This window comes from Acidithiobacillus sp. AMEEHan (assembly GCF_030996345.1).
Lineage (GTDB): Bacteria > Pseudomonadota > Gammaproteobacteria > Acidithiobacillales > Acidithiobacillaceae > Igneacidithiobacillus.
Window position 1 is genome coordinate 1,811,134 of sequence record NZ_CP118747.1, and the last position, 26,657, is coordinate 1,837,790.

The 26,657-nt window shown below is 59.5% G+C and carries 31 protein-coding genes and 1 pseudogene; 17 read left to right on the top strand and 15 right to left on the bottom strand.

Annotation, left to right across the window (positions count from 1 at the left end; genetic code table 11):
- From ilvB to pssA, 5 genes are all read left to right on the top strand, one after another.
- Nucleotides 1-1,746, top strand: coding sequence for a biosynthetic-type acetolactate synthase large subunit (ilvB, locus tag ORD17_RS09400; protein WP_308388176.1), 1,746 nt, complete (start codon nt 1-3; stop codon nt 1,744-1,746).
- Between the two features lie 3 nt (nt 1,747-1,749).
- Complete coding sequence (gene ilvN, locus ORD17_RS09405) at nt 1,750-2,238, top strand: acetolactate synthase small subunit (RefSeq protein ID WP_308388178.1); 489 nt, start codon at nt 1,750-1,752, stop codon at nt 2,236-2,238.
- A gap of 25 nt (nt 2,239-2,263) precedes the next feature.
- Entirely contained in the window at nt 2,264-3,280 is a 1,017-nt protein-coding gene (gene ilvC / locus ORD17_RS09410; RefSeq protein WP_308388180.1) for a ketol-acid reductoisomerase, read from the top strand.
- Between the two features lie 98 nt (nt 3,281-3,378).
- Complete coding sequence (locus ORD17_RS09415; protein WP_308388182.1) at nt 3,379-4,041, top strand: phosphatidylserine decarboxylase; 663 nt, start codon at nt 3,379-3,381, stop codon at nt 4,039-4,041.
- A complete protein-coding gene (gene pssA / locus ORD17_RS09420; RefSeq protein WP_308388184.1) occupies nt 4,038-4,781 on the top strand; it encodes a CDP-diacylglycerol--serine O-phosphatidyltransferase in 744 nt (247 codons plus the stop codon). Before ORD17_RS09415 ends, pssA begins: the two co-directional genes overlap by 4 nt.
- Here pssA and ORD17_RS09425 read toward each other — a convergent pair.
- The 6 genes from ORD17_RS09425 to ORD17_RS09450 all read right to left on the bottom strand — a co-directional run bounded on the left by ORD17_RS09425 (nt 4,778) and on the right by ORD17_RS09450 (nt 10,133).
- Nucleotides 4,778-5,431 (bottom strand): DUF202 domain-containing protein, encoded by a 654-nt coding sequence (locus tag ORD17_RS09425; protein ID WP_308388186.1) that lies wholly within the window; start codon nt 5,429-5,431, stop codon nt 4,778-4,780. The two genes, pssA and ORD17_RS09425, sit on opposite strands and share 4 nt — an antisense overlap.
- A gap of 14 nt (nt 5,432-5,445) precedes the next feature.
- Nucleotides 5,446-6,957, bottom strand: coding sequence for a YifB family Mg chelatase-like AAA ATPase (locus ORD17_RS09430; protein WP_308388188.1), 1,512 nt, complete (start codon nt 6,955-6,957; stop codon nt 5,446-5,448).
- A gap of 6 nt (nt 6,958-6,963) precedes the next feature.
- Nucleotides 6,964-7,212 carry an accessory factor UbiK family protein gene (locus tag ORD17_RS09435; protein ID WP_308388190.1) on the bottom strand — a complete coding sequence of 83 codons (249 nt, stop codon included), beginning with the start codon at nt 7,210-7,212 and terminating at the stop codon, nt 6,964-6,966.
- Between the two features lie 10 nt (nt 7,213-7,222).
- Nucleotides 7,223-8,404, bottom strand: coding sequence for an FAD-dependent monooxygenase (locus tag ORD17_RS09440; protein ID WP_308388191.1), 1,182 nt, complete (start codon nt 8,402-8,404; stop codon nt 7,223-7,225).
- Nucleotides 8,394-9,638, bottom strand: coding sequence for an FAD-dependent monooxygenase (locus ORD17_RS09445; protein WP_308388193.1), 1,245 nt, complete (start codon nt 9,636-9,638; stop codon nt 8,394-8,396). Before ORD17_RS09445 ends, ORD17_RS09440 begins: the two co-directional genes overlap by 11 nt.
- 132 nt (nt 9,639-9,770) lie before the next feature.
- Nucleotides 9,771-10,133 carry a DsrE family protein gene (locus ORD17_RS09450; RefSeq protein ID WP_308388195.1) on the bottom strand — a complete coding sequence of 121 codons (363 nt, stop codon included), beginning with the start codon at nt 10,131-10,133 and terminating at the stop codon, nt 9,771-9,773.
- 130 nt (nt 10,134-10,263) lie between these two features.
- Between ORD17_RS09450 and ORD17_RS09455 the strand changes: the two genes are divergently transcribed.
- The 4 genes from ORD17_RS09455 (at nt 10,264) to ORD17_RS09470 (ending at nt 12,362) form a co-directional block, all read left to right on the top strand.
- On the top strand, nt 10,264-10,866 hold the full coding sequence (locus ORD17_RS09455; protein WP_308388197.1) for a peroxiredoxin: 603 nt from the start codon (nt 10,264-10,266) through the stop codon (nt 10,864-10,866).
- 48 nt (nt 10,867-10,914) lie between these two features.
- Entirely contained in the window at nt 10,915-11,571 is a 657-nt protein-coding gene (locus ORD17_RS09460; protein ID WP_308388199.1) for a DUF202 domain-containing protein, read from the top strand.
- A 165-nt stretch (nt 11,572-11,736) separates the two neighbouring features.
- Nucleotides 11,737-12,006, top strand: coding sequence for a hypothetical protein (locus tag ORD17_RS09465; RefSeq protein WP_308388200.1), 270 nt, complete (start codon nt 11,737-11,739; stop codon nt 12,004-12,006).
- Nucleotides 12,007-12,023: 17 nt separating this feature from the next.
- Nucleotides 12,024-12,362, top strand: coding sequence for a hypothetical protein (locus ORD17_RS09470; RefSeq protein WP_308388201.1), 339 nt, complete (start codon nt 12,024-12,026; stop codon nt 12,360-12,362).
- Between the two features lie 46 nt (nt 12,363-12,408).
- Here ORD17_RS09470 and bfr read toward each other — a convergent pair whose 3' ends face one another.
- Both bfr and ORD17_RS13490 read right to left on the bottom strand, forming a co-directional pair.
- On the bottom strand, nt 12,409-12,891 hold the full coding sequence (gene bfr, locus ORD17_RS09475) for a bacterioferritin (protein WP_308388203.1): 483 nt from the start codon (nt 12,889-12,891) through the stop codon (nt 12,409-12,411).
- Complete coding sequence (locus ORD17_RS13490) at nt 12,888-13,244, bottom strand: bacterioferritin-associated ferredoxin (protein ID WP_374693369.1); 357 nt, start codon at nt 13,242-13,244, stop codon at nt 12,888-12,890. The genes bfr and ORD17_RS13490 overlap by 4 nt, the downstream gene beginning before the upstream one ends.
- Before the next feature lie 138 nt (nt 13,245-13,382).
- On the opposite strand from ORD17_RS13490, the gene ORD17_RS09480 reads away from it, so the two are divergent.
- The gene (locus ORD17_RS09480; RefSeq protein WP_308388205.1) at nt 13,383-13,607 is read left to right on the top strand and encodes an antitoxin MazE family protein; all 225 of its coding nucleotides are present in this window, start codon (nt 13,383-13,385) and stop codon (nt 13,605-13,607) included.
- Nucleotides 13,604-13,930: a type II toxin-antitoxin system PemK/MazF family toxin gene (locus ORD17_RS09485; protein ID WP_308388207.1), complete on the top strand. Its 327-nt coding sequence runs from the start codon at nt 13,604-13,606 to the stop codon at nt 13,928-13,930. The genes ORD17_RS09480 and ORD17_RS09485 overlap by 4 nt, the downstream gene beginning before the upstream one ends.
- Here the strand turns inward: ORD17_RS09485 and ORD17_RS09490 are convergent.
- From ORD17_RS09490 to ORD17_RS09515, 6 genes are all read right to left on the bottom strand, one after another.
- Nucleotides 13,913-14,254: a FeoC-like transcriptional regulator gene (locus ORD17_RS09490; protein WP_308388209.1), complete on the bottom strand. Its 342-nt coding sequence runs from the start codon at nt 14,252-14,254 to the stop codon at nt 13,913-13,915. The two genes, ORD17_RS09485 and ORD17_RS09490, sit on opposite strands and share 18 nt — an antisense overlap.
- Complete coding sequence (feoB, locus tag ORD17_RS09495) at nt 14,251-16,581, bottom strand: ferrous iron transport protein B (protein ID WP_308388210.1); 2,331 nt, start codon at nt 16,579-16,581, stop codon at nt 14,251-14,253. The genes ORD17_RS09490 and feoB overlap by 4 nt, the downstream gene beginning before the upstream one ends.
- Nucleotides 16,578-16,835, bottom strand: coding sequence for a FeoA family protein (locus ORD17_RS09500; protein WP_308388212.1), 258 nt, complete (start codon nt 16,833-16,835; stop codon nt 16,578-16,580). Before ORD17_RS09500 ends, feoB begins: the two co-directional genes overlap by 4 nt.
- Before the next feature lie 164 nt (nt 16,836-16,999).
- Nucleotides 17,000-17,230 carry a hypothetical protein gene (locus ORD17_RS09505; protein WP_308388214.1) on the bottom strand — a complete coding sequence of 77 codons (231 nt, stop codon included), beginning with the start codon at nt 17,228-17,230 and terminating at the stop codon, nt 17,000-17,002.
- Between the two features lie 213 nt (nt 17,231-17,443).
- A complete protein-coding gene (locus ORD17_RS09510) occupies nt 17,444-18,628 on the bottom strand; it encodes a carbohydrate porin (protein ID WP_308388216.1) in 1,185 nt (394 codons plus the stop codon).
- Between the two features lie 26 nt (nt 18,629-18,654).
- Nucleotides 18,655-19,308, bottom strand: coding sequence for a DUF1826 domain-containing protein (locus tag ORD17_RS09515; protein ID WP_308388217.1), 654 nt, complete (start codon nt 19,306-19,308; stop codon nt 18,655-18,657).
- A gap of 132 nt (nt 19,309-19,440) precedes the next feature.
- Between ORD17_RS09515 and dusA the strand changes: the two genes are divergently transcribed.
- The 3 genes and pseudogenes from dusA to ORD17_RS09530 form a co-directional block, all read left to right on the top strand.
- Nucleotides 19,441-20,451, top strand: coding sequence for a tRNA dihydrouridine(20/20a) synthase DusA (gene dusA, locus ORD17_RS09520; RefSeq protein WP_308388219.1), 1,011 nt, complete (start codon nt 19,441-19,443; stop codon nt 20,449-20,451).
- On the top strand, nt 20,448-21,080 hold the full coding sequence (locus ORD17_RS09525) for an HAD-IB family hydrolase (RefSeq protein ID WP_308388221.1): 633 nt from the start codon (nt 20,448-20,450) through the stop codon (nt 21,078-21,080). Before dusA ends, ORD17_RS09525 begins: the two co-directional genes overlap by 4 nt.
- Before the next feature lie 11 nt (nt 21,081-21,091).
- Nucleotides 21,092-21,298, top strand: a pseudogene (locus ORD17_RS09530) (NAD(P)H:quinone oxidoreductase); the annotation flags it as partial.
- A 40-nt stretch (nt 21,299-21,338) separates the two neighbouring features.
- Here the strand turns inward: ORD17_RS09530 and ORD17_RS09535 are convergent.
- Entirely contained in the window at nt 21,339-22,241 is a 903-nt protein-coding gene (locus ORD17_RS09535) for a LysR family transcriptional regulator (RefSeq protein WP_308388223.1), read from the bottom strand.
- A gap of 128 nt (nt 22,242-22,369) precedes the next feature.
- Between ORD17_RS09535 and ORD17_RS09540 the strand changes: the two genes are divergently transcribed.
- From ORD17_RS09540 to ORD17_RS09550, 3 genes are all read left to right on the top strand, one after another.
- Entirely contained in the window at nt 22,370-23,788 is a 1,419-nt protein-coding gene (locus ORD17_RS09540) for a form I ribulose bisphosphate carboxylase large subunit (protein WP_308388224.1), read from the top strand.
- Between the two features lie 39 nt (nt 23,789-23,827).
- Entirely contained in the window at nt 23,828-24,160 is a 333-nt protein-coding gene (locus tag ORD17_RS09545) for a ribulose bisphosphate carboxylase small subunit (RefSeq protein ID WP_308388226.1), read from the top strand.
- A gap of 238 nt (nt 24,161-24,398) precedes the next feature.
- A complete protein-coding gene (locus tag ORD17_RS09550) occupies nt 24,399-26,657 on the top strand; it encodes a CsoS2 family carboxysome shell protein (RefSeq protein ID WP_308388228.1) in 2,259 nt (752 codons plus the stop codon).

The following is a 26,657-nucleotide window of genomic DNA, read 5'->3' on the forward strand; positions in this document are numbered from 1 at the left end:
ATGTCTGCCCCCAACCAGACCCGTGAACGCACGATTTCTTCTGCTGTGACCGAAGAACTTAGCGGCGCTGAGATTGTCGTACGCGCCCTGCGTGACGAGGGCGTGGAGACGGTATTCGGCTACCCCGGTGGCGCCGTCCTCTATATCTATGATGAGTTGGACAAGCAGGATGCCGTGCAGCATGTCCTGGTCCGCCACGAGCAGGCGGCGGTGCATGCGGCAGACGCCTATTCGCGCAGTACCGGCAAGGTTGGTGTGGCCCTGGTCACCAGTGGTCCGGGTGCCACCAACGCGGTCACCGGCATTGCGACGGCGTATATGGACTCTATCCCTTTGGTTGTTATCACTGGGCAAGTTCCCGTGGCGTTGATTGGTAACGATGCCTTCCAGGAAGTGGATACCGTCGGTATTACCCGTCCCTGCACCAAGCACAATTTTCTGGTGCGCGACGTCAACGAGCTGGCCCAGACCATCAAGACGGCCTTCTATCTGGCGGCTTCCGGGCGGCCGGGGCCGGTGCTCATCGATATCCCCAAGGATGTCACCGCCAAGCGCTGCCGCTATGAGTATCCGGAAAAGGTGCAGTTACGCTCCTACAAGCCGACGGTGAAAGGGCACTCTGGTCAATTGCGCAAGGCGCTGCAGCTCGTTGCCGCGGCGGAACGCCCGCTGTTTTACACGGGTGGCGGTGTCATTCTTTCAGATAGCGCGGACGAGCTCACCCACCTGGTGCGCCGTTGTAACGCGCCCATCACCAATACCCTGATGGGTTTGGGTGGCTATCCGGCCTCGGATCGGCAGTTTCTCGGTATGCTGGGTATGCACGGCACCTACGAGGCGAACATGGCAGTGCAGCACTGTGACGTCCTGATCGCCCTGGGTGCCCGCTTCGATGACCGGGTGACCGGCAATCTCAGCCACTTCGCCCCGCACGCCAAGATCATTCACGTGGATGTCGATCCCGCGTCCATTTCCAAGAATGTGAAGGTCGATGTGCCGGTGGTTGGTGATCTGCGTTCGGTATTGCGCGAGATGAATGAGCTGGCGGAGGAAATGGGCCTTGGCGGAGGCTCGGAAGAGTTGGCGCGCTGGTGGGCGCAGATCGAAGAATGGCGCCAGCGCGATTGCCTGCACTACCAGCAGGAGGGCAATATCATCAAGCCGCAATACGTCATCCAGAAGCTTTACGAGCTCACCGGGGGGGATGCCATTGTCACCTCCGATGTCGGTCAGCACCAGATGTGGGCGGCACAGTTCTATGGTTTTGACCGTCCGCGGCGCTGGATCAACAGTGGGGGGCTGGGCACCATGGGCTTTGGTCTGCCAGCCGCGATGGGTGCGCAGATGGCCGAGCCGCAGAGCACAGTCGTTTGCGTGACGGGGGAAGGCAGCATCCAGATGAACATTCAGGAGCTCTCCACCTGCCAGCAATATAAGCTTCCCATCAAGGTCGCCTGCCTCAATAACGGTTACTTGGGCATGGTGCGGCAGTGGCAGGAATTTTTCTACGAAGAGCGCTACGCCTCCAGTTACATGGACGCGCTGCCGGACTTTGTGAAACTGGCCGAGGCCTATGGTCACATTGGTCTGCGCGCGGAAAAACCCGCCGACGTCGAGCCCGTGATTCGCGAGGCCCTGCGTCTCAAGGACCGCATGGTCTTCATGGACTTTCTCGTCGATCGCACCGAGAATGTGTATCCCATGGTGCCGGCGGGAGCCGCGCTGTCTGACATGATTTTGGTATAACGCATGCACCGACATATCATTTCTGTTCTGCTGGAAAACGAAGCAGGTGCTCTGTCGCGGGTGGCAGGACTGTTTTCGGCGCGCGGCTACAACATTGAGGCGATGACCGTTGCCCCTACCCATGAGGCCAGCGTCTCGCGCATGACCATTCTCACCCAGGGTTCGGAAGAGATCATGGAGCAGGTGCTCAAGCAGCTGAACAAGTTGGTGGAGGTCATCCGCGTTCACGACTTGAGCGAGGGACCGCACATTGAGCGGGAGCTGATGCTCATCAAGGTACATGCGGTTGGTCCCGACCGTGAAGAAGTGAAGCGTCTTTCGGATATTTTCCGGGGACGCATCATCGACGTGACCGATCGCAGCTACACCATTGAGCTCACCGGTACCGGTGAAAAGCTCGACGCCTTTCTCCACGCGCTTGATCCCGGTATGGTCATCGAAGTGGTGCGCAGTGGCGCCAGTGCCATCAGTCGCGGTGCAAAGAGTATTTGATTTTTTTACGCGCTTAGAGGACTTCATGAAAGTTTACTACGATAACGACGCCGATCTCTCCCTCATCCAGAAGAAAAAGGTCGCCATCATCGGCTACGGCTCCCAGGGGCATGCCCATGCCCTCAATCTCAAAGACTCCGGCGTACAGGTTGTTGTTGGCCTGCGCGAAGGATCAGCTTCTTGGGATAAGGCAAAGAATGCCGGGCTGGAGGTCCGGTCTGTCGGAAAGGCCGTGGCCGATGCCGATCTGGTGATGGTCCTTACCCCCGATGAGGGGCAGGCGGCGCTCTATCGGGAAGAAATCGCTCCGCATATCAAGGAAGGCGGGGCGCTGCTCTTTGCCCACGGTTTCAATGTACATTTTGGGCAGATCCACCCGCGCGCCGATCTCGACTGCTTCCTGATCGCCCCCAAGGGCCCCGGCCATCTCGTCCGTTCCACCTATACCCAGGGCGGCGGTGTACCTTGTCTCATCGCCATCCATCAGGATGCCTCTGGCAACGCCCAGAACCTCGCCCTGTCCTACGCCAAGGCGATCGGTGGCGCGCGTGCCGGTGTCATCGAGACTACCTTCCGCGAAGAAACCGAAACAGATCTCTTTGGCGAACAAGCGGTGCTCTGTGGTGGTGTCAGTGCGCTGGTGCAGGCGGGCTTCGAGACCCTGACCGAGGCGGGCTATGCCCCAGAAATGGCGTATTTTGAGTGTCTGCATGAGCTGAAACTGATCGTCGACCTGATGTACGAAGGAGGAATCGCCAATATGCGCTACTCCATCTCCAACACCGCTGAATATGGCGATCTGACCCGCGGTCCGCGGGTGGTCGATGCGCGTACCAAGGAAGAAATGCGCCGCATCCTCACCGAGATTCAGAATGGCGAATTCGCCCGTGAGTTCATCCTCGAAAATCAGGCCGGCAAGCCGACCATGCAGGCCAAGCGGCGTCTGGCCGCAGAGCATCCCCTCGAGGTGGTGGGGCAGAAGCTGCGCTCGATGATGACCTGGATCGGGCAAAATCGCATCGTTGATCGGTCCCGTAACTGATCGCCTCTGCTGCTTCCTGCCGGGACCGTTCCATCACTGGGGCAGTTCTCTGGGCAGGAGCGCTTCCCCAAGCCTTGACGACTTGCTAGCCTTGCGCAATGTCGAATCCTAGCTACCCGTATACTGTGCTGGCGCGTGAAGGGTGGCCCTTCATTGCCTTGTTCCTTCTGCTCACCGTCTTGGCAGGTATCTTTGCGCCCTGGTGGGCGGGTATTCCTTTTTTTCTCCTTTTTCTTTTTAGTGTGCAGTTTTTTCGTGACCCTGCTCGAGCCCTCCCCGCAGCGCTCGCCGGTGGAATCCTTTGCCCGGCCGACGGTCGCGTCATCGCCATCGAAATGGTGGAGGATCCCTATCTGCAGCGGCAGGCCCTGAAGATCAGCATCTTCATGAATGTCTTCGACGTGCACGTCAATCGCCTGCCCATTGGTGGCACCGTACAGCAACGTTGGTATTTCCCCGGTAAGTTTTTCAATGCCGCGCTGGACAAAGCCTCTCTGGAGAATGAACGGAATGCTCTGTGGCTGCGCACGGAAGACGGGCAGGATGTAACAGTGGTCCAGGTGGCCGGGCTCGTGGCACGACGCATCCTCTGTTACGTGCGGCCAGAGGAGCAGGTCGGCACCGGCCAACGCTTCGGCTTCATTCGCTTTGGCTCGCGGGTGGATACCTATCTGCCGCTCAGCGCGCAGGCATTGGTCCATCTGGGGCAACGGGTGCGCTCTGGCGCCGAGTGGATCGCGCAACTGGAGCAGGGCGGATGAATAGACGCTATCCACGTCGGGGAGTCTATCTACTCCCCAATCTCTTTACCACGGCCAGCCTGTTTGCCGGATTCTATTCCATCGTGGCCTCGATTCACGGCCATTTTCGTGTGGCGGCGATCGTCATTTTCATTGCCATGATCCTGGATGGACTGGACGGGCGCGTAGCACGTATGACGGGCACGCAAAGTGCGTTTGGCGCCGAGTATGACTCCCTGGCCGATGTGATTGCCTTTGGTATCGCCCCCTCGTTGTTGACCCTCCTCTGGGGACTGCAGGATTTTGGCAAGTTTGGCTGGTTGGGCGCGTTCGTCTTTACCGCCTGCGGAGCGCTGCGCTTGGCGCGTTTCAATAGCCAGGCACACAGCAGCTCCAAGCGCTACTTTCAGGGTCTACCCATCCCAACAGCGGCAACGGTCCTGGCCAGTCTGGTGTGGGTGGCAGTGGGCGAAGGGTATCCCTGGCTCACGGAAATTGCCCAATATCTGGCCTTGGCTCTGGTGTATCTGCTGGGATTACTGATGGTAAGCAATATCCGCTACCGGAGTTTCAAAGATATCGACTTGCACGGGCGCATGCCCTTTGCCCTGGCGATCAGCGTGGTCCTGGTTCTGGCCGCCATTGCCGTGCATCCGCCCTTGGTGTTGTTCATCATTTCCCTGGTGTATGTGTTGATTGGCGTACTCAGCACCCTTTGGCAGCTCAGCCAGAGGCGCCGCCACCGCCGCGATCCGCGCTAAGGGGAGACCCGCACGATCATATAGGCAAGTACCGCTGTCACGGTAAACAGGATCAGTCCATATAGCGCGTACAGCCATTTATGAATGTGGTATTGCCCCTGATCCACTTTTTTGACCGTACGTATGAAGTTGATGCCACCAATCACCAGGTTGCTGACGCCGAGGACGATGAAGATAATTCCCATCCCAGAGAATCCCTCGCCAGCGCTGAGTTTGGTGTGCAGCATCGCCGATAATTGTTCGAGAAAAAAATCGAATTTCTCAATTACAAAACCAAAGGCAATCAGACCAATGCCCGTGCGCACCCACGCGAGAAAGGTACGTTCGGCGGCCATGTAAATGCGTGGGTCGATGATTTCTTTTTCCGACACGGTAATTCCTTTTCCAATATGATGAAGGTCGGCGAAAAACCAGAAGCCAACTACAAAAATGAGCCCCATGGGCGGCCAAATGAGCAGGCGATGCAATTCGCGAAACAGCCGCGCGTAGTTGTTCTCTCCCAAGGCGAGAAAAAGAATTTCCAGACGATAGGCGAGCAAGCCGGTGCCAATGGTGAAGAAAATCAGCTTGTAATAGCCCAGATAGGTGCGTTCCAGCGCCATATACAGGCGCGGCTCCTGGGCGGTGGGTAGATGCCGTAGCAGAATCATGAACGCAAAGGACCCTATGGATGGGTCAGGGTATGGGCGAGGCGTCGATACTGCAGCGCCTCAGCCAAATGCTCCCGACGTATGGAAGTTTCCGCCGCAAGATCGGCAATGCTGCGGGCGACCCGCAGGACACGATGATAAGCCCGCGCAGAGAAGTGCAGGCGTTCTGCCGCCAGACGCAGAAAGCCACGGGTATCCGCATCCAAGGCGCAGTGCTGGTTCAGGGCATTGCCCTGTAGCTGCGCGTTGCTACAACCTTGGCGTTGCCATTGCTGCTCGACTGCCCGACTGATGTGTTCCCGCCACAGCGCGCTGCTATCCCCGCGAGATGCCTGTTCCAGATATTCTGGCGCGAGCACCGGTACTTCCACCTGAAGATCAATACGGTCCAGAAGTGGTCCCGACAGGCGGCTGCGATATTGCTGGATTTGTGCAGGGCTGCAGCGGCAGGCCTGCAATGGATTGCCCAGATGCCCGCAGGGACAGGGATTCATTGCCGCAACCAACTGAAAACGGGCGGGAAAACGTGCGCGCTGGCGCGCACGGGCGATGTGGATTTCCCCCGTTTCCAAAGGTTCACGCAAGACTTCCAGAACGGAGCGGGAAAACTCCGGCAATTCGTCGAGAAACAGAACGCCACGATGGGCGAGGCTGATCTCCCCGGGACGCGGTTGCGAACCGCCGCCCACGAGGGCTGCGGCAGACACGCTATGGTGCGGGCTGCGATAGGGGCGGCGTCGCCAGGTGGCCGGGTCGAATAGCCCATGCAAACTGTGGATGGACGCGACTTCCAGTGCTTCCTCGTCGCGCAAAGGGGAAAGCAGGCCGGGTAGACGGGCAGCCAGCATGCTCTTGCCGGTACCCGGCGGACCGGAAAACAACAGATGGTGCCCGCCCGTGGCGGCAATGATCAGCGCACGTTTGGCCTGCTCCTGACCACGAACGTCGGCGAGATCTCCGTCATCGATCGGCAGATCAGACGCGGCCACGTGCAGCGGCAAGTCGGGAATCGCTTCCTCACCGCGTAAAATCGCCACTAGCTGTGCTAAACTCTGTGCTGGCAGAAGTCGGCAGTTGGCGGCCAATCGTGCCTCGCCCGTGCTTTCCCAGGGGAGGGCAAGACTGTGGCCCGCCGCTTGGGCAGCGAGTGCGCAGGCAAGGATGCCCGGAACCTTGCGCAGGCTACCGTCCAATGCCAGCTCGCCAATACATTCGAGACCGTCCAGAGCAGACTGCGGCAACTGTCCACTCGCACGGAGAATGCCGAGAGCGATGGGCAAGTCGAATCGCCCCCCCTCCTTGGGGAGGTCGGCTGGCGCGAGATTGACAATGATGCGCCGTGCAGGGAATTCCAGACCGCTGTTCTGAATGGCGGCGCGCACCCGATCGCGGGATTCTCGCACTGCCGCTTCCGGCAAACCAACGATGGCGAAAGTGGGCAAGCCCGGCCCCAAGTCGCACTCGACCAAGACCTCTGCGGCCTGAATACCCATGGGCGCGCGGCTGCGCACCAGTGCCAAAGCCATGCGGGCTCAGCCTTCGCTCTGTTCTGCTCCCTTCATTTTCTCAAGACGGGCCTCGAGGGCCGCGACCCGCGCCGCGAGACGGGTACTCAGCTCTTGCTGGATCTCGAACTCCTCGCGGGTGACCAGATCGAGACGATCCAGAGCGTTGCTGATGATGGTCTTGAGCTGCTTGTCCAGGTCTTCCTTGACCGACCCGAAGCGGGCTACCGCGTCGCCGATGGCGGCGGCAATATCGTCGGCAATTCGGTGTTGCATCGTGCTCTCCTTACAGGCCCATGGCTTGGCGGATGAAAAAACGTTTGAGTGGAGGCGTCATACTGGTACCCCAGAGCCCCAAATCACGCAGCCGCGCCAAGGCGCCACTGCGATTCGAGAATAGATGATTCAGGGCACCACAGGCAAAGACCGTCAGAAGATTGTCAGGACGGCGCTGCCGTTGAAAATCCACCAGGGCCTCAAGGCGTCCAAAGTCTGTCCTCTTTGCGATCTTGTCGCCAATGACCCGGGTGAGCGCGGCGACATCGCGAAAGCCGAGATTCACGCCGAGCCCAGCCAACGGATGGACACCATGCGCGCTGTCACCGAGCAAGGCGACACGATCCTGCACGTAGCGATTCACATGCAGTGCGCTCAACGGGAATTTCCCCCGTTTGCCGATGCCGGTGATTCTTCCGAGTTGTGGTCCGAAGGCATCCTGCAAGCGGCCCAGGAAGTTCGCGTCATCCATGGCAAAAAGTTGTCGTGCGGCAAGATTGCGCGTACTCCAGACAAGGCTGGCCTGGGCCCGACCTTCGGCGCTATCGGCAAAGGGGAGCAGGGCGAGCGGCCCGGTCGGCAAAAAGCGCTGGTAGGCGACTCCACCATGTGGTCGCTCGATTTGCACTGTGGCAACGATGGCTTCTTGATGGTAATCCTCGCGGTAGATGCTGGACTGAAATATCTGTTGCCGCAATCCGGACTGCCGCCCCTCGGCAATCGCCAGCAGACGCCCGCGGTAGCCGCGGCCCTTCTGATCCTTCAGTTCGATTCCTTCGGCATCAATGAAAGATCTCTGCCATTGGCAGTCGTACAGCAATTTGCCGCCGGCGTCACAGAATGCGGTACGCAGATCTTGTTCCAATCGTTGGTTCTCGCAGATGTAGCCCAAGACAGTCTCCCCAACGTCTGCGGCATCGAGCTGAATGCTGCCGGCATGTTCGGCGTCCCAGACGCGCATTCCCCGCACCGCTGTACCCAGAGAAGCGACATTGAGTCCCTGTTGCGCAAGGAAAGTGGTTGCCCCCGCATTGACGAGGCTGCAACGCTGCAGTGGGTCTGCGGCCTCGGCTTGCTGCGCAGTGCGGCGCTCGGCTATGGCCGTTCGTAATCCCTGGCGTTGTAAAGCCAGACCCAAGGCGCTACCCACCATGCCAGCGCCAGAGATCAGGACATCGAAATCATCCGTCAAAGCGGGTCACCTCCAGGGCGGGAATGCTGCTGGCGGCAGGCAGATCGACTCCAGCCAGACGCGCCGCCAGGCGTTTTTTCAACCAGCGGTTATTTTCCAGACCCAGTAGTGCGATCTCGCGTCCTAGTCGCCAGGGCAGAGGGGGCAGGGCAAAGAGTTGGTTCATCCCTTCGGTGAACGCGATGGTTTCTAAGCGATCCCGGCGGCGAATCCGCTGAAAATCTCTTAGCAAAGTCTCGGAACCAGGGTCGGCGCCCTGTTCTGCTGCCTCGCGTAAAAGTGCCGCCAGCGTTACGGCATCGCGCAGCCCCAGATTGTAACCCTGTCCAGCCAGTGGATGCAGCGTCTGGGCGGCGTTACCCAAAGGAAGGATACGGCTGCTCGTAGGGGCAGAGAATTGTTGAAAGTGCAGCGGGTAGAGGGCGCGTCCAGTTACCTGGGAGAAGCCGGCGAGACCGGGTGGCAGATGCCGATGGAGTTCCTGCAAAAAGACGGCGTCGCTACTATTCATCAGGCGGCTCGCGGTGCTCGGCAACAGGCTCCAAACTAGGGAGAAAATCCCGTCCGCGCGCGGTAGAAAAGCGAGCGGCCCACTTTCAAGAAAATGCTCGTACGCCGTACCGATGGGGCCGGAGATCGGTCCAACACGGGCGGTAATGGCATAGCGATTGTGATCCCAGCCGCGGCGTTGCAGACCAAGCAATGGTTGCAGTTTGCCATGACCACCATCGGCCAGCACCAATAGTCGCGCGGATAGCCTGTTGCCGTTCGCCCAAGCCAGAGTCACGCGATCGGGAAGCCAGGAAAAATTCGCCACTGGTCCCCAGGGGAGGCGTTGAAAGTTGTCGGTGGCGGAGGGCAACTGTGCAACCAGCGCCGCCTGCAGATTGGCAAGTGGGGTAACTCTGCCGAGAACACCTTCCTGCGCCTGCAGCAGCTCACTGGCTAGGGTTACCCGATTCGGGCTGCGCGCTTGGGAGATTTGTACTTGCTGAATTCGTCCACTGACTGCATCCGGTACCACTACCCCGAAGTTCCGCAGCAGACGTATGGAGGCGAGAGCAAGGGCGACACTGCGTTCCGGAGCAGTCGCATCCGGGGCAGCACTCGTCCGGACAAGCGGCGCCTGGGGAGAGGTGTCGATGACTCGAATACGGAGCGCTGACCCGTGGAGGGCCAACACAAGACTGTGGGCAATGGGTCCATCGCCTAGGATGAGCAGGTCGCAATCCATGGCCTATACTCTAGGACTTCGCGTCTGGAGCGGCAAGCGACGACCGATGCTTGCTGGAGCTGAAAGGTGGTGTGCCACGTCGGTTATGCCGATAAGGGGTGGTTCCCCACCCCGATGCAGCACAGTTACCGATCAATAATAGACTGGCACGACACCTGAAGCCATGGTCTGAATGGCTTGTCCGGCGCTGGCCATCGTGGCTTCAGGAATGAAATGCGCCTCTTCTAGACCACGCTTCTTATAGCAGCCGGCGCAAATCCAGAACTTGGCACCGTTTTGCACCAGAAAGTCGCGTAATTCCAGCAGCGGGGGAAAGGTCGGTTCCTGCATACCGTGCAGATAGTTGTCCGAGCGGGCGAGATGAACGCCGTCCAGGGACAGAAAGATGGTGACTTCGTGCCCTTCCGTCAGGGCATTCTTGGCGAGTACCAGGCCAACGGTGGCGCGGTCGAGATCGTTGCCGGCGTGGGTGATGTTGACAAAAAAATGTGCCATGAATACTTGCTCCGTCATCAGTGGGAGAGTTGTAGTTTAGTACAGTTCCAGATTCTGATGAAGTAGAGACAGTGACAGAGGTCTGAGCTATGCTTGTAGTCTCGCTTTCAATTGGATCAGGAGGTATGTCATGGCCGTACTCGTTGGCAAGAAAGCCCCGGATTTTGTTGCTCCCGCGGTGATGCCGGATAACAGCATCAACGAAAAATTTCATTTTTCGCATCACATCAAGGGTAAATATGCGGTACTGTTTTTTTACCCGCTCGACTTCACCTTCGTCTGCCCCTCCGAAATCATCGCCTTCAACCACCGGCTATCGGAGTTCCATGCGCGCAAGACCGAAGTCATTTCTTGCAGTGTCGACTCCCATTTCACCCACCTGGCGTGGAAAAACACCCCCGAAAACAAGGGTGGCATCGGCAATATCCAGTTGCCCATGGTCGCCGACCTCACCAAGCAGATCGCCCGCGACTATGACGTGCTCTTTGATGAATCTGTCGCCCTGCGCGGCTCCTTCCTGATCGACCGGGACGGGGTAGTGCGCCATCAGGTAATCAACGACCTGCCCCTTGGCCGCAACATCGATGAGATGATTCGCATGGTCGATGCCTTGCAATTCTTTGAAGAGCACGGTGAAGTCTGTCCCGCTCAGTGGGAAAAGGGTAAGTCGGGAATGAAGGCTGATCCTGCCGGCGTCGCTGCCTATCTGGCGGAACACGCAAAAGAGCTGTAATTTCTCCCCTTTCGCGTCTCCCCTAGGGGGAGACGCGGGATTTCTCCCATGCTGCTGCGCAAAAATCTACCGCCCATTCGTGAGCCGCGGCTCTACCTCAGCATGGAGCGCAGTTATCTTTCCCTGATCAAATTCGTCATCGTTGCCTTCGGTGCGGGCATTTTGGCGCGCAAGTTCGCCATGGCGCTGCGTTTCTTTCACCTGGAACACTTGCATCCCTTCTTCATCGCCCTCTATCAGGTGTTGACGATCCCCGCCGTTGTTGTTCTCTTCGCCATCATTCCATTCTTTTGGAACGACTTGCGCTATGTTGCCAAGGGTCCGTCGGTGTCCGCCAAGGAGATGGATGACCCACGCGTTCATTTCTCTGCCGAGCGCACCTTCCTTTCTTGGATACGTACCGCCCTCAGCAGCATCGCCTTTGCCTTTGTACTCGCCAAGTTCGATTTTCTACTGCGGAAGTTTTCCGCCTTGCTGCACGTGCAAATTCCCTTGCTCCATCGTTTGACGGGCAGTAACACCATCTTTCTTGCCTTTGGACTCGTACTGCTGGCGCTGGCTTTCTGGGGCTTGCTCGGTACCCAGGCCAGTATCCGGGAAGGAACCTGCCGACTGCCGATGCGCCGTTATCTGGCTACGGGCCTGATCCTGGTGTTGCTAGGTATCGGCATGCTGCGCCTGCTGTGGATACTGGGCTGGAGCTGACGATCTCCCTCGTTTGAGGCTTGCCGAGCTGTCCAGAGCAGCTCAGCACGACAAAATGCTAGGCCCTTTACATGCAAATGAGAACCGTTTACATTAGATCCAACGGGCGAAGCCCAGGGATGGGTCCTGGCAAGTCCGTGCCCTGAAACTTTTCTGGAGGGACCTATGTTGAAACGAGTGCTCGCCGACATTCGGCGTAATCCGGGAATCACCTTGGAATATCTCATGGACCTGCATGCGGCAGACGCCGAGTACATGTCTGCAGTGCTGGCGCGTCTGGTTCGCGACGGCGAAATTGTTGCTCTGGAAACACGAGCATGCCCGCCGCGCTCGCGAAAGGCGCAGAAAGAGCCAGCCAGCAGAATTTGCTTTTTCAGCAAAGTGCTCGATGCAGTGGGGGAAAGCTATCGGCAGTCGGTGGTCTTGCATTCCTGAAACAGGAGGGGCAAAGCATGCTGCGTCTTGCCGTCGTTGGCCAGAGTCACGCCCCGGTATTGCTACCTTCCTGCCTGCCCCTTCGCCTCAGCTTTGCAGAACCGCGGCGGTGGCTAGGAGTGGTGGAAATTCTTGGGGGCCCAAACTTTCTTGCGCGCTTGCGTAATCTGGGAATCCAGCTCGAGCATTGGGTGCAGATCCTGGATACCAATGATCGCAATGGTCTGAGAATAGAAAACTGGCTTGGCGAAGTTGCGGTGCTCAGCTTTCGCCAAGCGAACCGGATCTTGGTCTCGCCGCGAGGCGAGCCAGGCACCTGTCAGAGAGGAAAGAAACCTGCGTCTGGATCGCATTGACCAAAATCGTGGCAATGACTTGCAGCCCCAAACGGGGCTGCTGTTTTTAGCCTTCCTGCAAGGGACCGGCTGCGGTCTGGATGAAGTTTTGCAGGCCCATTTTCTCGATCAGGGCGATATGGGTCTCCAGCCAATCGATGTGCTCCTCAGTTTGTTTCTGAATGGCACAGACGATGGAGCGCGTAACGAAATCCTGCACCGATTCGCAATAGCGAATGGTCTCCGCGTAATGCGCGCGCCCTTCCAGCTCGAGCTCCAGATCGCATTTCAGGCATTCCTCGACATTCTCGCCAATTCGTAGCTTGTTCAGATCCTGGAGATTGGGGAGCCCTTCCAAAAAAAGGATGCGCTCGATGAGTTTGTCGGCGTGGTGCATTTCCTCGATGGACTCTTCGTACTCGTGCTTGCCGAGGGCGAACAATCCCCAGTTTTTGTACATCCGCGCGTGCAGAAAGTACTGGTTGATCGCCGTCAACTCCAGCTTCAGGGCGGTGTTCAGGTGCTGGATGGTTTGCTTGTCGCCTTTCATACAGTTCTCCTTTCGAGTGGTGGAGATACAACGGGTAGGGGAAAAACTTTAGTGTCGCCTTTCCGTGGCGACAATAGGGCGGCCATTTCTTCGAGCAGGATGCCTCGGGCACAGGCGGCGCAGCGTCCGCAGTTGGTGGCAACTCCTAAGCGCTCCCGCAATGCGCGAAGGGTATGGGCCCCGTCGCGGATGGCTTCGCGTAGTTCGGATTCTGTTACTCCATGGCATATACAGACGTACATAGTTTGGTAACCATCAGCCAATGCTCCCGTTGATAGTAATTGAAATGAGAGTGATGCGCAATTACAAGAGTGGCTCTTTGTACGCAACCCACCACACGAAGAAGGGCCCATCCAGTCGCCCCCTAGGGGGTCCTTCCAGGCGCATAAGATCAGCGCGCCAGATTGCGGAGTATGAGTCACCGACTCCTTGTTGTATGAAACAAGTATGTCGCGCACAATGTTTCATGTAACTCTATTGAGGAATCGGAAATGGCGACGACACCTGTGAATCAGCGGGTGCAAAAGTATCGTGATGCACTCCGGAGGGCGGGGCTCCGTCCAGTGCAAATCTGGGTGCCTGACACGCGCCGCCCTGACTTCGCGGAGGAATGCCGCCGCCAATGCTTGCTGGTGGCCCAAGCCGACAGCGCCGACACTGCTCTGCAGCAATTCCTGGATGAAGCCTTGGCAGATGTGGACGGCTGGACGGAATGATGCGTGGTGATCTGGTGACCGTCGCGATGCCGGGCGACTTTGGCAAGCCGAGGCTGGCGTTGGTGATCCAGGCAAACCAGTTCAGTGAGCATAACAGTGTCACCTTGCTACTTGTCACCAGCACGCTGGTTGCTGCGCCATTGCTGCGCGTCACGGTTCAGCCGAATACGGAGAATGGCTTGGAGAAGCCCTCTCAGGTCATGGTGGACAAGGTAATGACCGTGAAGCGCGATAGGGTAAGGCCGACTTTCGGACACATCGATGCGGATGTGCTGGTGGAAGTCGAGCGCTGCTTGGCGGTGTTCCTAGGGATTGCAAAGTGAGCGTGGCAGTGTGGGAGGGAATTCCTCTGCGCGCCGGGGATCATCAGGTGGGGTAAGCTCCCGCCAGCGGTATAGCGTTGTCGGGCGCGAGGGCTTGCCGCTTCCACAACCTTTCCCGCAAGCGCCGCTGCCACAGCCGCCGGAGCTGCAGTTCGCCGCTGCCGCGAGGGGCTGCAACACCAGCAGCTTTTGTCGTGACCGCCAGTGCTCCAGGGCGGCCTCGACGATACCCGTGGGCAGGGAAAGGCGCTGGGCGATTTCCTCGCCGCTGAGGGAAGCTCCCTCGCGCAGCAGATCGCGCACCGCGAAGAGGGCGTTGCTCATGCCTTCCCCGCCTCCGAAACGTGCAGGGCCGTGCGACGCCCCTGCCGGTGCAGACCGAGGTACAGGCTCGCAAAGGCGATAGCAATGACTGCCGTCCACACGGCGGTACTCAACGGGTGCTGGCTGGCCGTTCCCCATTGGTAAACCAGAGTGGCTACCGCCCAGGCCATCCCCACCCCGTAGGCAATGGAAAAGAGCATCCAACCTGTCCCGACTTCTCGGCGCAAGGCCCCCATGGTGCTGGCACAAGGAATGTACAGCAGCACAAAGAGGAGATAGGCGAGGGCGCTGAGGGCAGTAAAGCCGTGGGCAAGGCCGGTCAAAGTGTCGCCACTGGCACCGGAGTCATTGATGGCCGCCTCTTTGTTGCCGATGTCGCCGATTCCCAGCGGGTCCTGTAGGCTGGTAATCAGTTTTTTGGCGTTCTCGGGGATGGTCGCCAACGCGTCACCCAGTTCGGCGCCAATGTCTGGGTGGCGATAGCTCTCCATGGCGTCGCTCCCTGCCTGACGTTGGTAGATGCCATTCAAGGTACCAATGACGATTTCCTTGGCTGCTGCCCCTGCTACCAAGCCCGCCACCGCTGGCCAGTTATCGGGACGAATTCCCATGGGAGCAAAGAGAGGGGCGAGGGCACGGCTGCCTTGGGCGAGGAGGGAATGATCGATGTCGGTGCTCCGCAGACCTTGCTGGGTCCAGCCAATGCCCGGCAGAAGGAAGAGCACAAAACCGATAGCGGCAATCACCTTGCCCACTCGCAGGAGAAAGACCTTGAGTCGTTGCCAGGCCTGCAGGCCGACACTGCGCCAGTTGGGCAGCCGGTAGGGAGGCAGTTCCAGGACAAAGGCGCGGGCAGTACCGCGCAAGGCAGTGTTTCCCAGGAGCCAGGCGGTAAACAGGGACATGAGGATGCCTGCCAGATAGAGTAGAAAGACCACTTGCCCGCCATTGCTGCGGAAAAAGACCACGGCAAAGGCCATGTAGATGGTCAACCGTGCGGAGCAGGAAACAAAGGGTTGCATCAGCACCGTCAGAATCCGCCCGCGGGGATCATCGATGATCCGCGAGCCCATAATCGCCGGCACATTGCAGCCAAAGCCGATGACCATGGGTACCAGGGCATTGCCCGGCAGCCCGAAGCGGCGCATGAGGCGATCCATGACATAGGCCGCCCGCGCCATGTAGCCCGAATCTTCGAGAAAAGCGAGAAAGAGAAAGGTCAGTCCGATGGGTGGGATGAAGCTGATGACCAAGTTGAGGCCACCCCCAAGGCCTCCGGCCAACGCTGCAACCAGCCAGTCCGGCGCCCCGACCTGGAGCAGGAGATGACCAAAACCATGCATGAGCAGAGCGGCGGATGCCTGATCGAAGAAATCCAAAAAGACGTTGCCGCCGCTGAAACTCACCACGAAGACCAAATATAGTACCGCCAGAAAAATGGGTACCCCCCAAAACTCATGGAGCACCCAGTGATCGAGGCGTTGGGTGAGACGGTTGCGCCAGCCAGCAGCCGCTGCACGTACAGCGACTAGGGCAGTAGTGCGCGCGGCCCAGTCGAAGTGGAGGCCAGCAAAAACATCTGCGGTATCTTCCCCGGAATTTTTCTCCAACTGCGCCGCGGCGCCGTCCCGCAGCGACAGCAATGCCGCTGGCGTCTGGGCGCGATCGGCAAGGGCCAGCCAGGCCTGGGAGCGCTGGGCTGGGGCAACAAATCCCTGGGCAAGAGAGGCAAGGATCGACTCCGTGGGTTCCTCCCAACGGATCGGTTGCGCGGGCTGCGGATTGGCGAGGGCGGTGGTCAAGGCTTGTCGCAGCTCTGCCAAACCACGACCCTTGCGTGCCACCATGCTTACCACCGGTATTTGCAGCATCCTTTCCAAGGCCTTGGGGTCCAGCTTCCAGCCCGCATTGGCCGCTTCGTCCATCATGTTGAGAACGAGGAGGAGGGGGCGTCCGAGGTCTAGGAGTTCCGCCGTGAGCAGCAAATGACGCTCCAGGTTGCTGGCATCGAGGACCTGGACGATGAGATCGGCGTTCCCTTCCTGCAGGAAACGGCGGGCGACGGACTGATCTTCGCCACCGCCACCGAGGAGGCTATAGACCCCAGGCAGATCCACCACGCGGATCCGCTTTTCGGCGCCAAGACGAGCGACGCCTTCGCGTTTTTCCACCGTCACCCCAGGCCAGTTGCCAACGCTCTGCTGAGTCCCGGTGAGTAGGTTATAGGCCGTGGTCTTGCCGCAATTGGGGTTACCTACCAAGGCAATCAGCGGTAGCCCATCCGGGGCGGGATGCCGTTCTGCATTCGCCGCACAATGACCGCTCATGAGCGTTCCTCCTCTGCGGGAATGACGAGGATTTGTTCGAGCCATTCCTTACCGAGGGCCACGCGGGTTCCACCGCTCTCCAGCACCACGCCGCGGCGATCTGGCCCCAGCCGCAGGTGGAAGGACGACCCGGGGCGGAGGCCCAGATTCTGTAGGCGCAGACGCTCCTGTTCTGGTGCCAACAGGCGATGAATGCGACCCTGGCTGCCCACCTTGAGGCTGCCTAAAGCGCAGATGTTCGGATCTGATTGCATGATGGGGAACGCTCCCTTTTTGATCTTACAGAAACGTCGGTCATCATAGCTAATGAGAATCATTATTGCAACGATTCAGGATAGCTTCCGTGAGGCATTACTTGGGGCGTTGGGCGGTGTGGTGATCTCTGAACCGCCCAGAGGGGCGGCGCCACCACAGGATTTTAGTCTGGTGCCATGCTTGCGACTGCCCCGTTGTGGGCATACTGGCAGGAGGTAGTTTTCTCCCGCTCTGGCTTCTCCGCGCACCAGGAGAGTTCCTTCGCTGTCTCTGTCGGATGATTTTGGTACCAGCCCTGAGTGTTGCCGCCGTAGGGACCCTGATGGAAGAAGCCGGGCAGGATGGCGAGAATGGTAACCAGCAATAGGATGGCAAGGTAGACCCATTTTTTCATGGCAAGAAGCTTCCGCTGCGGTACTGCTTTGCCGCTACTACCATCTTCGTGTCCTGCTGCAGCATAGATGCCTGGCTAGCGAAGGAGAGAGGGGAGCCGGGGCGTCGTGCCGCAGGCCTCTGCAGCAATTTTATTGGTCTCATGTGATGCGGGCGCAAGTCCAAGGGGTGTTGCCCGCAGTATATCGTGTTGCAAATTGCTTTGGATACGCTCTCAGCCGGTCAGGCTGCCCCGCCAACCGATGCGCAGGATGCCGACCAGGGCATTGGGTAGTTGGGCGCCGACGGCATTGGCACCGGGGTTGAGGATGTATTGGAGGTCGGGCTGGATGTAAAACTGCTTGAATACGGGCTGACGAAAATTGACCTCGATGGAGGTCTCGGCACCGCTTTGGCGCTGCCAGGCACGATCGAAGCCGAGGCTCAGAGTCGATTTCGGCGAGCCCGGAACGAAATTGCGCAGGCGCAAGCCCACCGCCACATAGGCATTGACCGGCGAAACTGCGGCACTGTTGGGGGCCCCACCGCCCTGGACGAAGCTGCCACAGTCCACCCCGGCGGCCTTCCAGCGGTATTCCGCAGCAGTATAAAAACCGCCTTGGGAAGGCGCGGTGCCGATGGCGGCAGCATTGGGGTCATTGGGGTTCTGCAGATAATTACTGGTTACGTGGTTGTAATATCCGCCAGCTTTGAGGGTAACGGTACCCGGCCCTAGCTGCAGGGCCTGATCGATTTCACCGTAGTAGATCTGTCCATCGCTCAGCCAAGGGCGACGGAAGGGCGTATAGCCGTCGGCATTGAAGGCACCCAGTTGGATGGTGGTATCGCCGATCTGATAGCTCCCCATGGCGCCGAGGCTGGAGTAGGGGTAGGTGGGGGTGTAAGGGACATTGGCAGTGAGGGTCGGATAGATGCCATGGGAGGCATTGAAAAGCTCGGCGGCTACCCCGGTGGTATTGAAGTAATCATTGGGATTGATGAGGCCGACGCGCACGGTGAACGGCCCACTGCTCTGGCGATAATACGCTTTGTAGAGGCGGGCAATGTGGGCAAAGGGGGTGGTCAGATTGGATACCCCTTGCAGGTCGCCAACGTAGGCATTGGGATTGCCGCTGTTGGCTACCAGCCCTTCCACTAGAAACAAGCCGCCCGACCACCAGCCGGCCTTACCGGTATGCAGGGCGAGGGCGCCTTTCCACAGCCCGGTGGCGGTGCTGCCCTGGGCTTGACCTCCGCTGAGGTTAGCTACGCCCTCGATATCCAGGTGGTTGACCAAAGAGATGCCCTTCCAAAACTGCACATGGCTCTCTTCGGGAATGGATTGACTCAAGGGAGCGGCGCTGGCGCAGGCGCCATACCCAGCCATGAGGGTGCTGATTACTAACAGTGTTTTTCGCATTGGGCGCATGTTCTTTCCTCAAAATATCATTCGTCGAGTAGGTCCAAGGCTAAAAGCACCCGCGTACCGTCTACCGGTGGCACCGCCGGAGAACGATGCACGACACCGCGCCCTTCGTTACCCGCCCAGGCGTCGCCTTTGCACAAGGCCACGGCCTGCTCGGGAATTTGCCGGATTCTTGCCCCTGGCCGGAGCAGGCCGGATTCTTCATCGGCGAGCCCACGGCTCCCCCGTCCGAGAAAGCGGCGGTCTACTTCTCCATCCTCCAGCCATTCGCTGCCGGGCCCTTTCCAGGTGCAGAGCAAGCGCAGGGCTACATGGTCGACGTGGAAACGCGGACAAACGCGATCCTGACTGCATTCAATGCGGATCCCAATGGTCTCGGCCTCACAGAGATCGCGGAACAGTTGATCCAGAAAGCGGAGTTCGACCCAAGCTGTGTCTCTTCCTGGAAAATCAGGCAAGAGATTTTCCGGCAAGGCGCCGCCACGCGCTACAACGCGTTTGCCCTCTGTGCCGGCCTCGGTCGTCTGCCGCCAATAGTTGCGCAGCTCCATGTTGAGAGGGCGTCGCCAGATCACCAACTGCACGTCCGGGTCATAGATGGCAGCAAGGTCGGCAGCGGCATCGACCTCCACGCTGTGCGAAATATGCTGGGAAAGGGCTGCCAAGCTGGGCATCGTCGCCTCCAAGTCTGAAATGCAACAAAGTTGCAAGTAGTATCCAGAAAAATTTGCCATCGTCAACGATCGCAACCAGCGACATCCTCCACCCTGCTACTTTCTACCTCGGGAATGCGCTAGGGTTAGCGCATGGAACGAAGCGCATCCACAACCCAGCAAAAAATCCTGTCCGTCGCCCCCATGCTCGACTGGACGGACCGCCACTGCCGTGCTTTTTTGCGCTTGGTCTGTCCGAGCTGTGTGCTCTATACCGAGATGATCACCACCCCGGCCATCCTGCGTGGGCGCGATCCCCAGCGCTACCTCGAATTCTCTCCTTCGGAAAACCCCTTGGTCCTGCAGCTTGGCGGCGATGACTCCGAATCTATGGCGCGCGCTGCCGGGATCGCCCGTAACTATGGCTATTCCGGTCTCAACCTGAATGTTGGTTGCCCATCGCCGCGGGTACAGAAAGGACGCTTTGGGGCCTGTTTGATGCATGAGCCGGGGCTGGTGCGCGAACTGCTCGATGCCCTCGCCAGCGCTGGTCTTCCCGTCAGTGTCAAGCACCGTCTGGGGCTCGATCGTGAGGAGGACTATGAGGCTTTGGCGCGCTTTGTCGCCACGGTCAGCGAGGGGGCATGCCAACATTTCATCGTCCATGCCCGTAATGCCTGGCTCAAGGGGCTCAATCCTGCCGAAAATCGCGAGGTCCCACCCCTGCGTTGGGATTGGGTCTCGCGCCTCAAACAGGATTTCCCGCAGCTTCAGGTGGAGTTGAACGGTGGACTGCGCCGAGTGGAAGACGTGCTATCGGTTTGGCCAGGGGTGGATGGCGTGATGATTGGTCGCGCTGCCTATCATTCCCCGTTTTTCCTTGCGGAGCTGGAGTTGGCCCTTGGACGCCGGGAGGCGTTGCCGAGCATGACAGAGGTCTGGGAGGGCCTGCTCGCCTATGCTGCTGCCTGGGGCGATGCCCTGCCAGCCCCCCGATTGACCCGACACCTGCATGGTCTCTACTACGGCCATCCCGGTGCCAAGTCCTGGCGCCGCCTGCTCGGTACGGTGACCCCCGCCGAGACGGCAGTCGCTGCCCTGCAGCGCCTACAGACGGAGCTGAGCAGTTGGCGTCAGCTAGCCGTGGTGGAGGCAGTGGGATGACGCAGCAATGGGTAGCCTTTGATCTTGACGGAACCCTCACTCGCCGGGAGACTCTGCTTTATTTTCTCTGGGCGCAGCAGGGAAATCTGCGCGCCCTGCGCCTCTTGCTGCGTAGCGTCCCCACTTTGCTGGGCTATGGCATGGGATGGCGCAGCAACGTGCAGGCAAAGGAGGCAGCTCTGCGTCTGTCCCTTGCCGGGAGGCGTGTGGAAGAGATCGTTCCCGCCGCGGAGCATTTCGCCCAACACGGCCTGCCGCGCCTGCTGCGCCCCGAAGTCCTCGCGCGCCTGCGCGAGCATCGGGCCCACGGGCATTCCCTGGTGCTGGTGACGGCGACCCTGGAACTCTACGCCCGACCTTGGGCACTGCGGGAAGGCTTCGACGCCGTCTTGGCTACGAGAATCGAGACCGATGCCCAGGCGCGTATCACCGGACGTCTGGCCGGAGAAAATTGCTGGGGACCGGAGAAGGCTCGACGCTTACGAGAAGATCTGGGGATAGAACGCCTCGCCTACGCCTACGGTAACAGCCGCGGCGACCGCGAGATGCTCGCCATGGCCGAGCATTCCATTTGCGTCTGCCGCAGCAACGACTTTGGCCGCCGCTTGCCGCCGCTGATTGGTACCTGATTTTACCGCGCCTGCTGCACCAGGGCATGATCGTGCATGGCGTGCCCTACAGTTGTCAGGAGTTGCTCAATATGGACGAGATCAGCGGTGGTACGCCCTATGGCGCCAGCACCCTGGCCAAAGGTGATGGTAGCCGTACGCCTTCGGCAAATGAACTCGCCATCGCGCGCTTCCAAGGGCGTCATGTAGCAGAAATCAGCAAGAAATTGTTCGGTTAGGATGAGGTAGAGGGCAGCAGGATCGACGGAGCTGATGGATCTACTCCGAAGGCTGGCTCTGCAGCAAAAACTCCAGGAAGCGCTGGCTGATCGCTGACAGATGCTTACCGCGGCGGTGCACCGCATGCCATTTGCGGAGGATAGGGAAGCCTTCCACGTCGAGAATGCACAAGTCTCCGGCCGCTGCTTCGGCGGCTAGGGTATGGCGCGGCAGGATTCCCAGGCCAAGGCCGCCGGCGACGAGTTGTTTGACCGCCTCATTGCTGCTCAAGGTCATCCGCGCATGCAACTGGATGCCGTGTTCGGCAAGGAAGTTCTCGGCGGTTAGACGGGTGCCCGAACCGGCTTCGCGCAGGATGAAGGGCTCCGCGGCCAGGCGCCGCAAGGGAATATCCGATTGTTCCACGAGGGGGTGAGCGGCGGCGGCCACCACCACGATCGGGTTGTCGAGGAAGGCATGGGCGACGCCGTCGATATCCTCGGGTACCTGCCCCATGATGTAGAGATCGTCTTCATTGCGCTGCAGACGTTGCAGGAGCGTGACACGATTGACGATCTCGAGGTGCGCCTCGACCCCCGGATGCTGCCCGCAAAAGGCCCCGAGCAGGCGGGGAGCGAAGTATTCGGCCGTCGAGGTGATGCACACGCGGAGTTGACCCTGCTCCAGATTCTGTTGCGCTGCCAGCTCTTCCAGCAACCGTTCCAGTCGTTCTTCGATTTCCGTGCCGGCCTGGGCGACCAGTTCCCCGGCCGCGGTCAGGAAGAGTTTTTTGCCGATCTGCTCATACAGAGATATCCCGAGATTTTCAGATAATCTTTTGATTTGCAATGATAATGCTGGTGGCGTTTGATACAATTCCGTGGCCGCTTTGCTCATGCTAAGATGCCGGGCCAGTACCGTGAAAATATGTAATTGATGTAGAGTGACCTGACGGACGGACAAGGTTTTACTCCTGCAAAAGGTAATGTTAAATAACTTTTACTTTACCTTATGGTATTGCCTCTGTACATTCGCTATCGGAACGCTATCTGCAGGTTGGTTTGAATTGGAACATTCTCTAGGAGGGATCTATGGCTGGTAAATATGAAGCCGGCGTGAAGGAGTACCGCCAGACGTACTGGGCTCCTGACTACGTGCCGTTGGACTCGGATTTGTTGGCGTGCTTCAAGATCGTCCCGCAGGCTGGGGTGGATCGGGAAGAGGCGGCTGCGGCGGTTGCGGCAGAGTCTTCTACCGGTACCTGGACCACGGTGTGGACCGATCTGTTGACCGACATGGACTACTACAAGGGTCGCGCTTACCGGATCGAAGACGTGCCCGGCGACGACACGGCGTTTTACGCTTTCATTGCTTACCCCATCGATCTCTTCGAAGAAGGTTCCGTCGTCAACGTCTTCACCTCCTTGGTCGGCAACGTGTTCGGCTTCAAGGCGGTGCGCTCCTTGCGTCTGGAAGATGTGCGCTTCCCCTTGGCCTACGTGATGACCTGTAATGGTCCCTCCCACGGTATCCAGGTCGAGCGCGACAAGCTCGACAAGTATGGTCGCCCGATGCTCGGCTGCACCATCAAGCCCAAGCTCGGTCTGTCGGCCAAGAACTATGGCCGTGCCGTGTATGAAGCCCTGCGTGGCGGTCTCGATTTCACCAAGGACGACGAAAACGTCAACTCCCAGCCCTTCATGCGCTGGCGTGACCGTTTCCTCTTTGTCGCCGATGCGATCCACAATGCCGAAGCGCAGACGGGTGAGCGTAAGGGCCACTACCTGAACGTCACCGCCCCGTCGCCGGAAGAGATGTACGAGCGTGCCGAGTTCGCCAAGGAACTGGGTATGCCCATCATCATGCATGACTTCCTCACCGGCGGTTTCTGTGCCAACACCGGTCTTGCCCGTTGGTGCCGCAAGAACGGCGTGCTCTTGCACATCCACCGCGCCATGCACGCGGTTATCGACCGTAACCCCCATCATGGCATCCACTTCCGTGTGTTGACCAAGGCGCTGCGCCTCTCCGGTGGCGACCATCTGCACACCGGTACCGTGGTCGGCAAGCTGGAAGGCGATCGTGCCTCCACCCTGGGCTGGATCGACCTGCTCCGTGAATCCTATGTTCCCGAAGATCGCAGCCGCGGTATCTTCTTCGACCAGGACTGGGGCGCGATGCCAGGCGCTTTTGCGGTAGCCTCCGGTGGCATTCACGTTTGGCACATGCCGTCCCTGGTGACCATCTTTGGTGACGACTCCGTACTGCAGTTTGGTGGCGGTACTCTGGGCCACCCCTGGGGCAATGCTGCGGGTGCCGCGGCCAACCGTGTGGCCCTCGAGGCCTGCGTCGAGGCCCGCAACCGGGGCATGGAAGTGGAGCGCGAAGGCAAGGAAATTCTCACCAACGCTGCCCGTCATTCGCCCGAGCTCAAGATTGCTCTGGAGACTTGGAAGGAAATCAAGTTCGAATTCGACACCGTCGACAAGCTCGACGTGCAGAATCGTTGATTTTCCGGCTAACGCATTCGCTTCAGGAAGGAGTCCAAAATGGCTGAAGTACAAGATTACAAGCAGACGCGGCGTTACGAGACCTTCTCGTATCTCCCTCCCATGTCGGCGGAACAAATCCGCGCCCAGGTGCAGTACATCATTGCCCAGGGCTGGAATCCGGCGGTGGAACATGTCGAACCCGAGCGTTCCTTCAACCACTACTGGTACATGTGGAAGCTTCCCATGTTCGGTGAACGGAATGTCGATACGGTTTTGGCCGAGCTCGAGGCTTGCCGCCGCGAGTATCCCAAGCACTTGGTTCGTTTGATTGGTTACGATAACTACACGCAGAGCCAGGGTCTGGCCTTCGTGGTCTATCGCGGTTCCTGATACGAACGGATCAATCATCGGTGCCCGGCTCTGCTGGGCACCAGCAAGGGGGACGTATGTCGGATATCTCAGCATCCGGTTCATTACGGGGCCGGGCTTTGGCGCAGGAGAAGCGGCGCCAGCAGGCAATGCGTAGGCAGGGTGGCAGCGTGGCCAAGCCAGTCGCTGCGCCTTCCGCGCCAAAGTCTGGTAGTACCGGGGGGCGTCGGTCGCGACGCTTCCTGCCCATCCAGAAAATATGGTGGTAAAGAGTTCGGGGCGGGAGGCCGCCCTGGCGCACCGGGCCATGCGTTGCTCTGGGGCACAGTGTTGGTCCGATCCCGAGCAGCGTCGTCCACGGCGGCGCGGGCAACGGCCTAGTGTCGAAGCTGCTGCTGTCGAATCAGTGCCTTCTGTAGGCAACGAGGCGCCTGCCTTGGTGCCGGGCATCGAGGAGGAATTCATCGATTCCGTTTGTGAGTTGGTCGAAACGAATCCCGGCGACTTCGGTTGGCGGGAGCGTTCGGTGCGCCAACTCTGCCGAGCGCGGCGGCAGACCCTTGCCCAGCGTGGCAAGGCAGCTCTGACCGTGGTGCGCGGTTTGACTTCGGCGGCGGCGCGGCTGCGCTACCTGGAAAACGGTAGCACTCGCGAATTTGCCAAATTGCGGCGGGAAGAAATGTCTCAGCATGGTCGGGGTTTTCAGAAAGGGAATACCGATGCGCCAGGCAAGCGCCGCTCGCGCAAGTTCCGCAAGGTAGAGGAAGGTACTACTTTGGCTGGATCTGCTGTGACCGGTACCCAGGTGGAGCGGAATTCTGCGGTCACTGGAAATGAGGCCGGCAGTTGCCGGGCAATTACCGGCACAGAATATGTGGGGGCCGAACAGTTTGACCGCTTTTGTGGCACGCGCCCCGAGGGTGCGGCGCCCAAAGTCGCCATTACCCGTACTTCGGGACGGCAGGCGGTCTCTGGCACACAGGTCGGACGCTCGGCTGCGGTAACGGGTGATGAATCTGGTTCTTGTGCCAGCGTCACCGGTACGGAGTACCTCAGCAGCGACAGTTTCCAGAGCTTTTGTAACACTGATCTGGAGGCACGTGCGCCGAAAGTGGTGACGGGAACGACGCAGCGCCGGGGTTTGCCGGTCACCGGTAGCGATGAGGCGCGCAGCGGTCGCGTCACAGGTTATGAGGCAGGGGCAAAGCGCAATATCACCGGCTCACAGTACTCGGACGCCGGGGTTGCCAAGATGACCATCAATGGTGCGCCAAGCAAGGTTGCGGAAACCCATACCTTCGCCGGGCGCAGCGTGTCCGGTACGGCCGTCGATGCGACACAGCGGATTACCGGCCTCGAGGCAGGCGAATGCCGTCAGCTTACGGGTACGGAGTATTTGAGCCTAGAGAGTTATCAGAGCACCTGTGGCAGCAAGCCGGAACCTGCACCTGCCAAGGTTGGGGTGACGAGCACCGCCAAGGGTGAGCGTGTGACGGGTAATCTTGTCGACCGTTCGGAAAAGGTCACTGGCAACGAGCCCGGGTCTTGCCAGCGCGTCACCGGTACGGGCTACAGCAGCCCGGTTCTCTGTGGCGGCGGTGTCGACAAGGTGCAGGAGAATACGAGTCTGGGTGGATCGACCATTACCGGTACCGGGATGGATCGCCTCCCAAAAATGTCCGGTGACGAGCGTGGAGGGTGCTGGCCCGTCACCGGAACGGAATATCATGGGCGGGAGCAGTACGCCCACTGCGCAAGCACCCCGCAGGCAGAGGCACCCAAGGTCGCCGTCAGTCGTACGCCTCGTGGTCAATTCGTGAGCGGACCGGCGATGGAGGTATCGGAACTGGTGACCGGTAATGAGTTTGGAGCGGATCTGGCCGTTACCGGCACGCCATATCAGGGGGAAGAGCAAGCGCTCGACTCCCCTGCTCCCCAGGCTGCGGCTTCCTCTTCTGAGTCGTGCCAGTGCGATGGCTGTGCCTATAAGCAGGCAGCGCTACAGGCACAAGCGGCGCTGGCGTCGCAATCGGCGCCTACGGCGGCTGATGTAGGCGCGGCTCCCGTTGCTTCCCGCTTCAGCATCACCCCTCCCTCGCAGCAGGGCCGGGGGCGCATTACCGGAAATTCCTTTGATCAGGCTTCCCGGATCACCGGGCCAGTCAATCTTGCTCGGGGGCTCATCACCGGGACCCCGGAATTTCGTAGCCGCGAGCCGCAGCCAGCTGTTGCAGCGGTAGCGCCAACGCCTAGTGCCGAAGAGGGGGTTGCCCGCGGTGCTTGGCAGGTCACAGGCGACGACTGGAGCCGTAACGATCGTGTGACCGGAACCGAGGGCGCATGGGCGCAGGGTCGTAACCCTACCCAGCGGGGTAGCATCCGCAGCTGCGTCATGACTGCGGCGGCAAACAAAGAGCAAAGCCTGGCTGCTCCGATTGGGGATTCGAAAGTCACTGGCAGTAGTGGCTCCGCCAAACGTGGTGCAGCAGTGACCTACTCCGGTGGGGCGCGAGGCTAG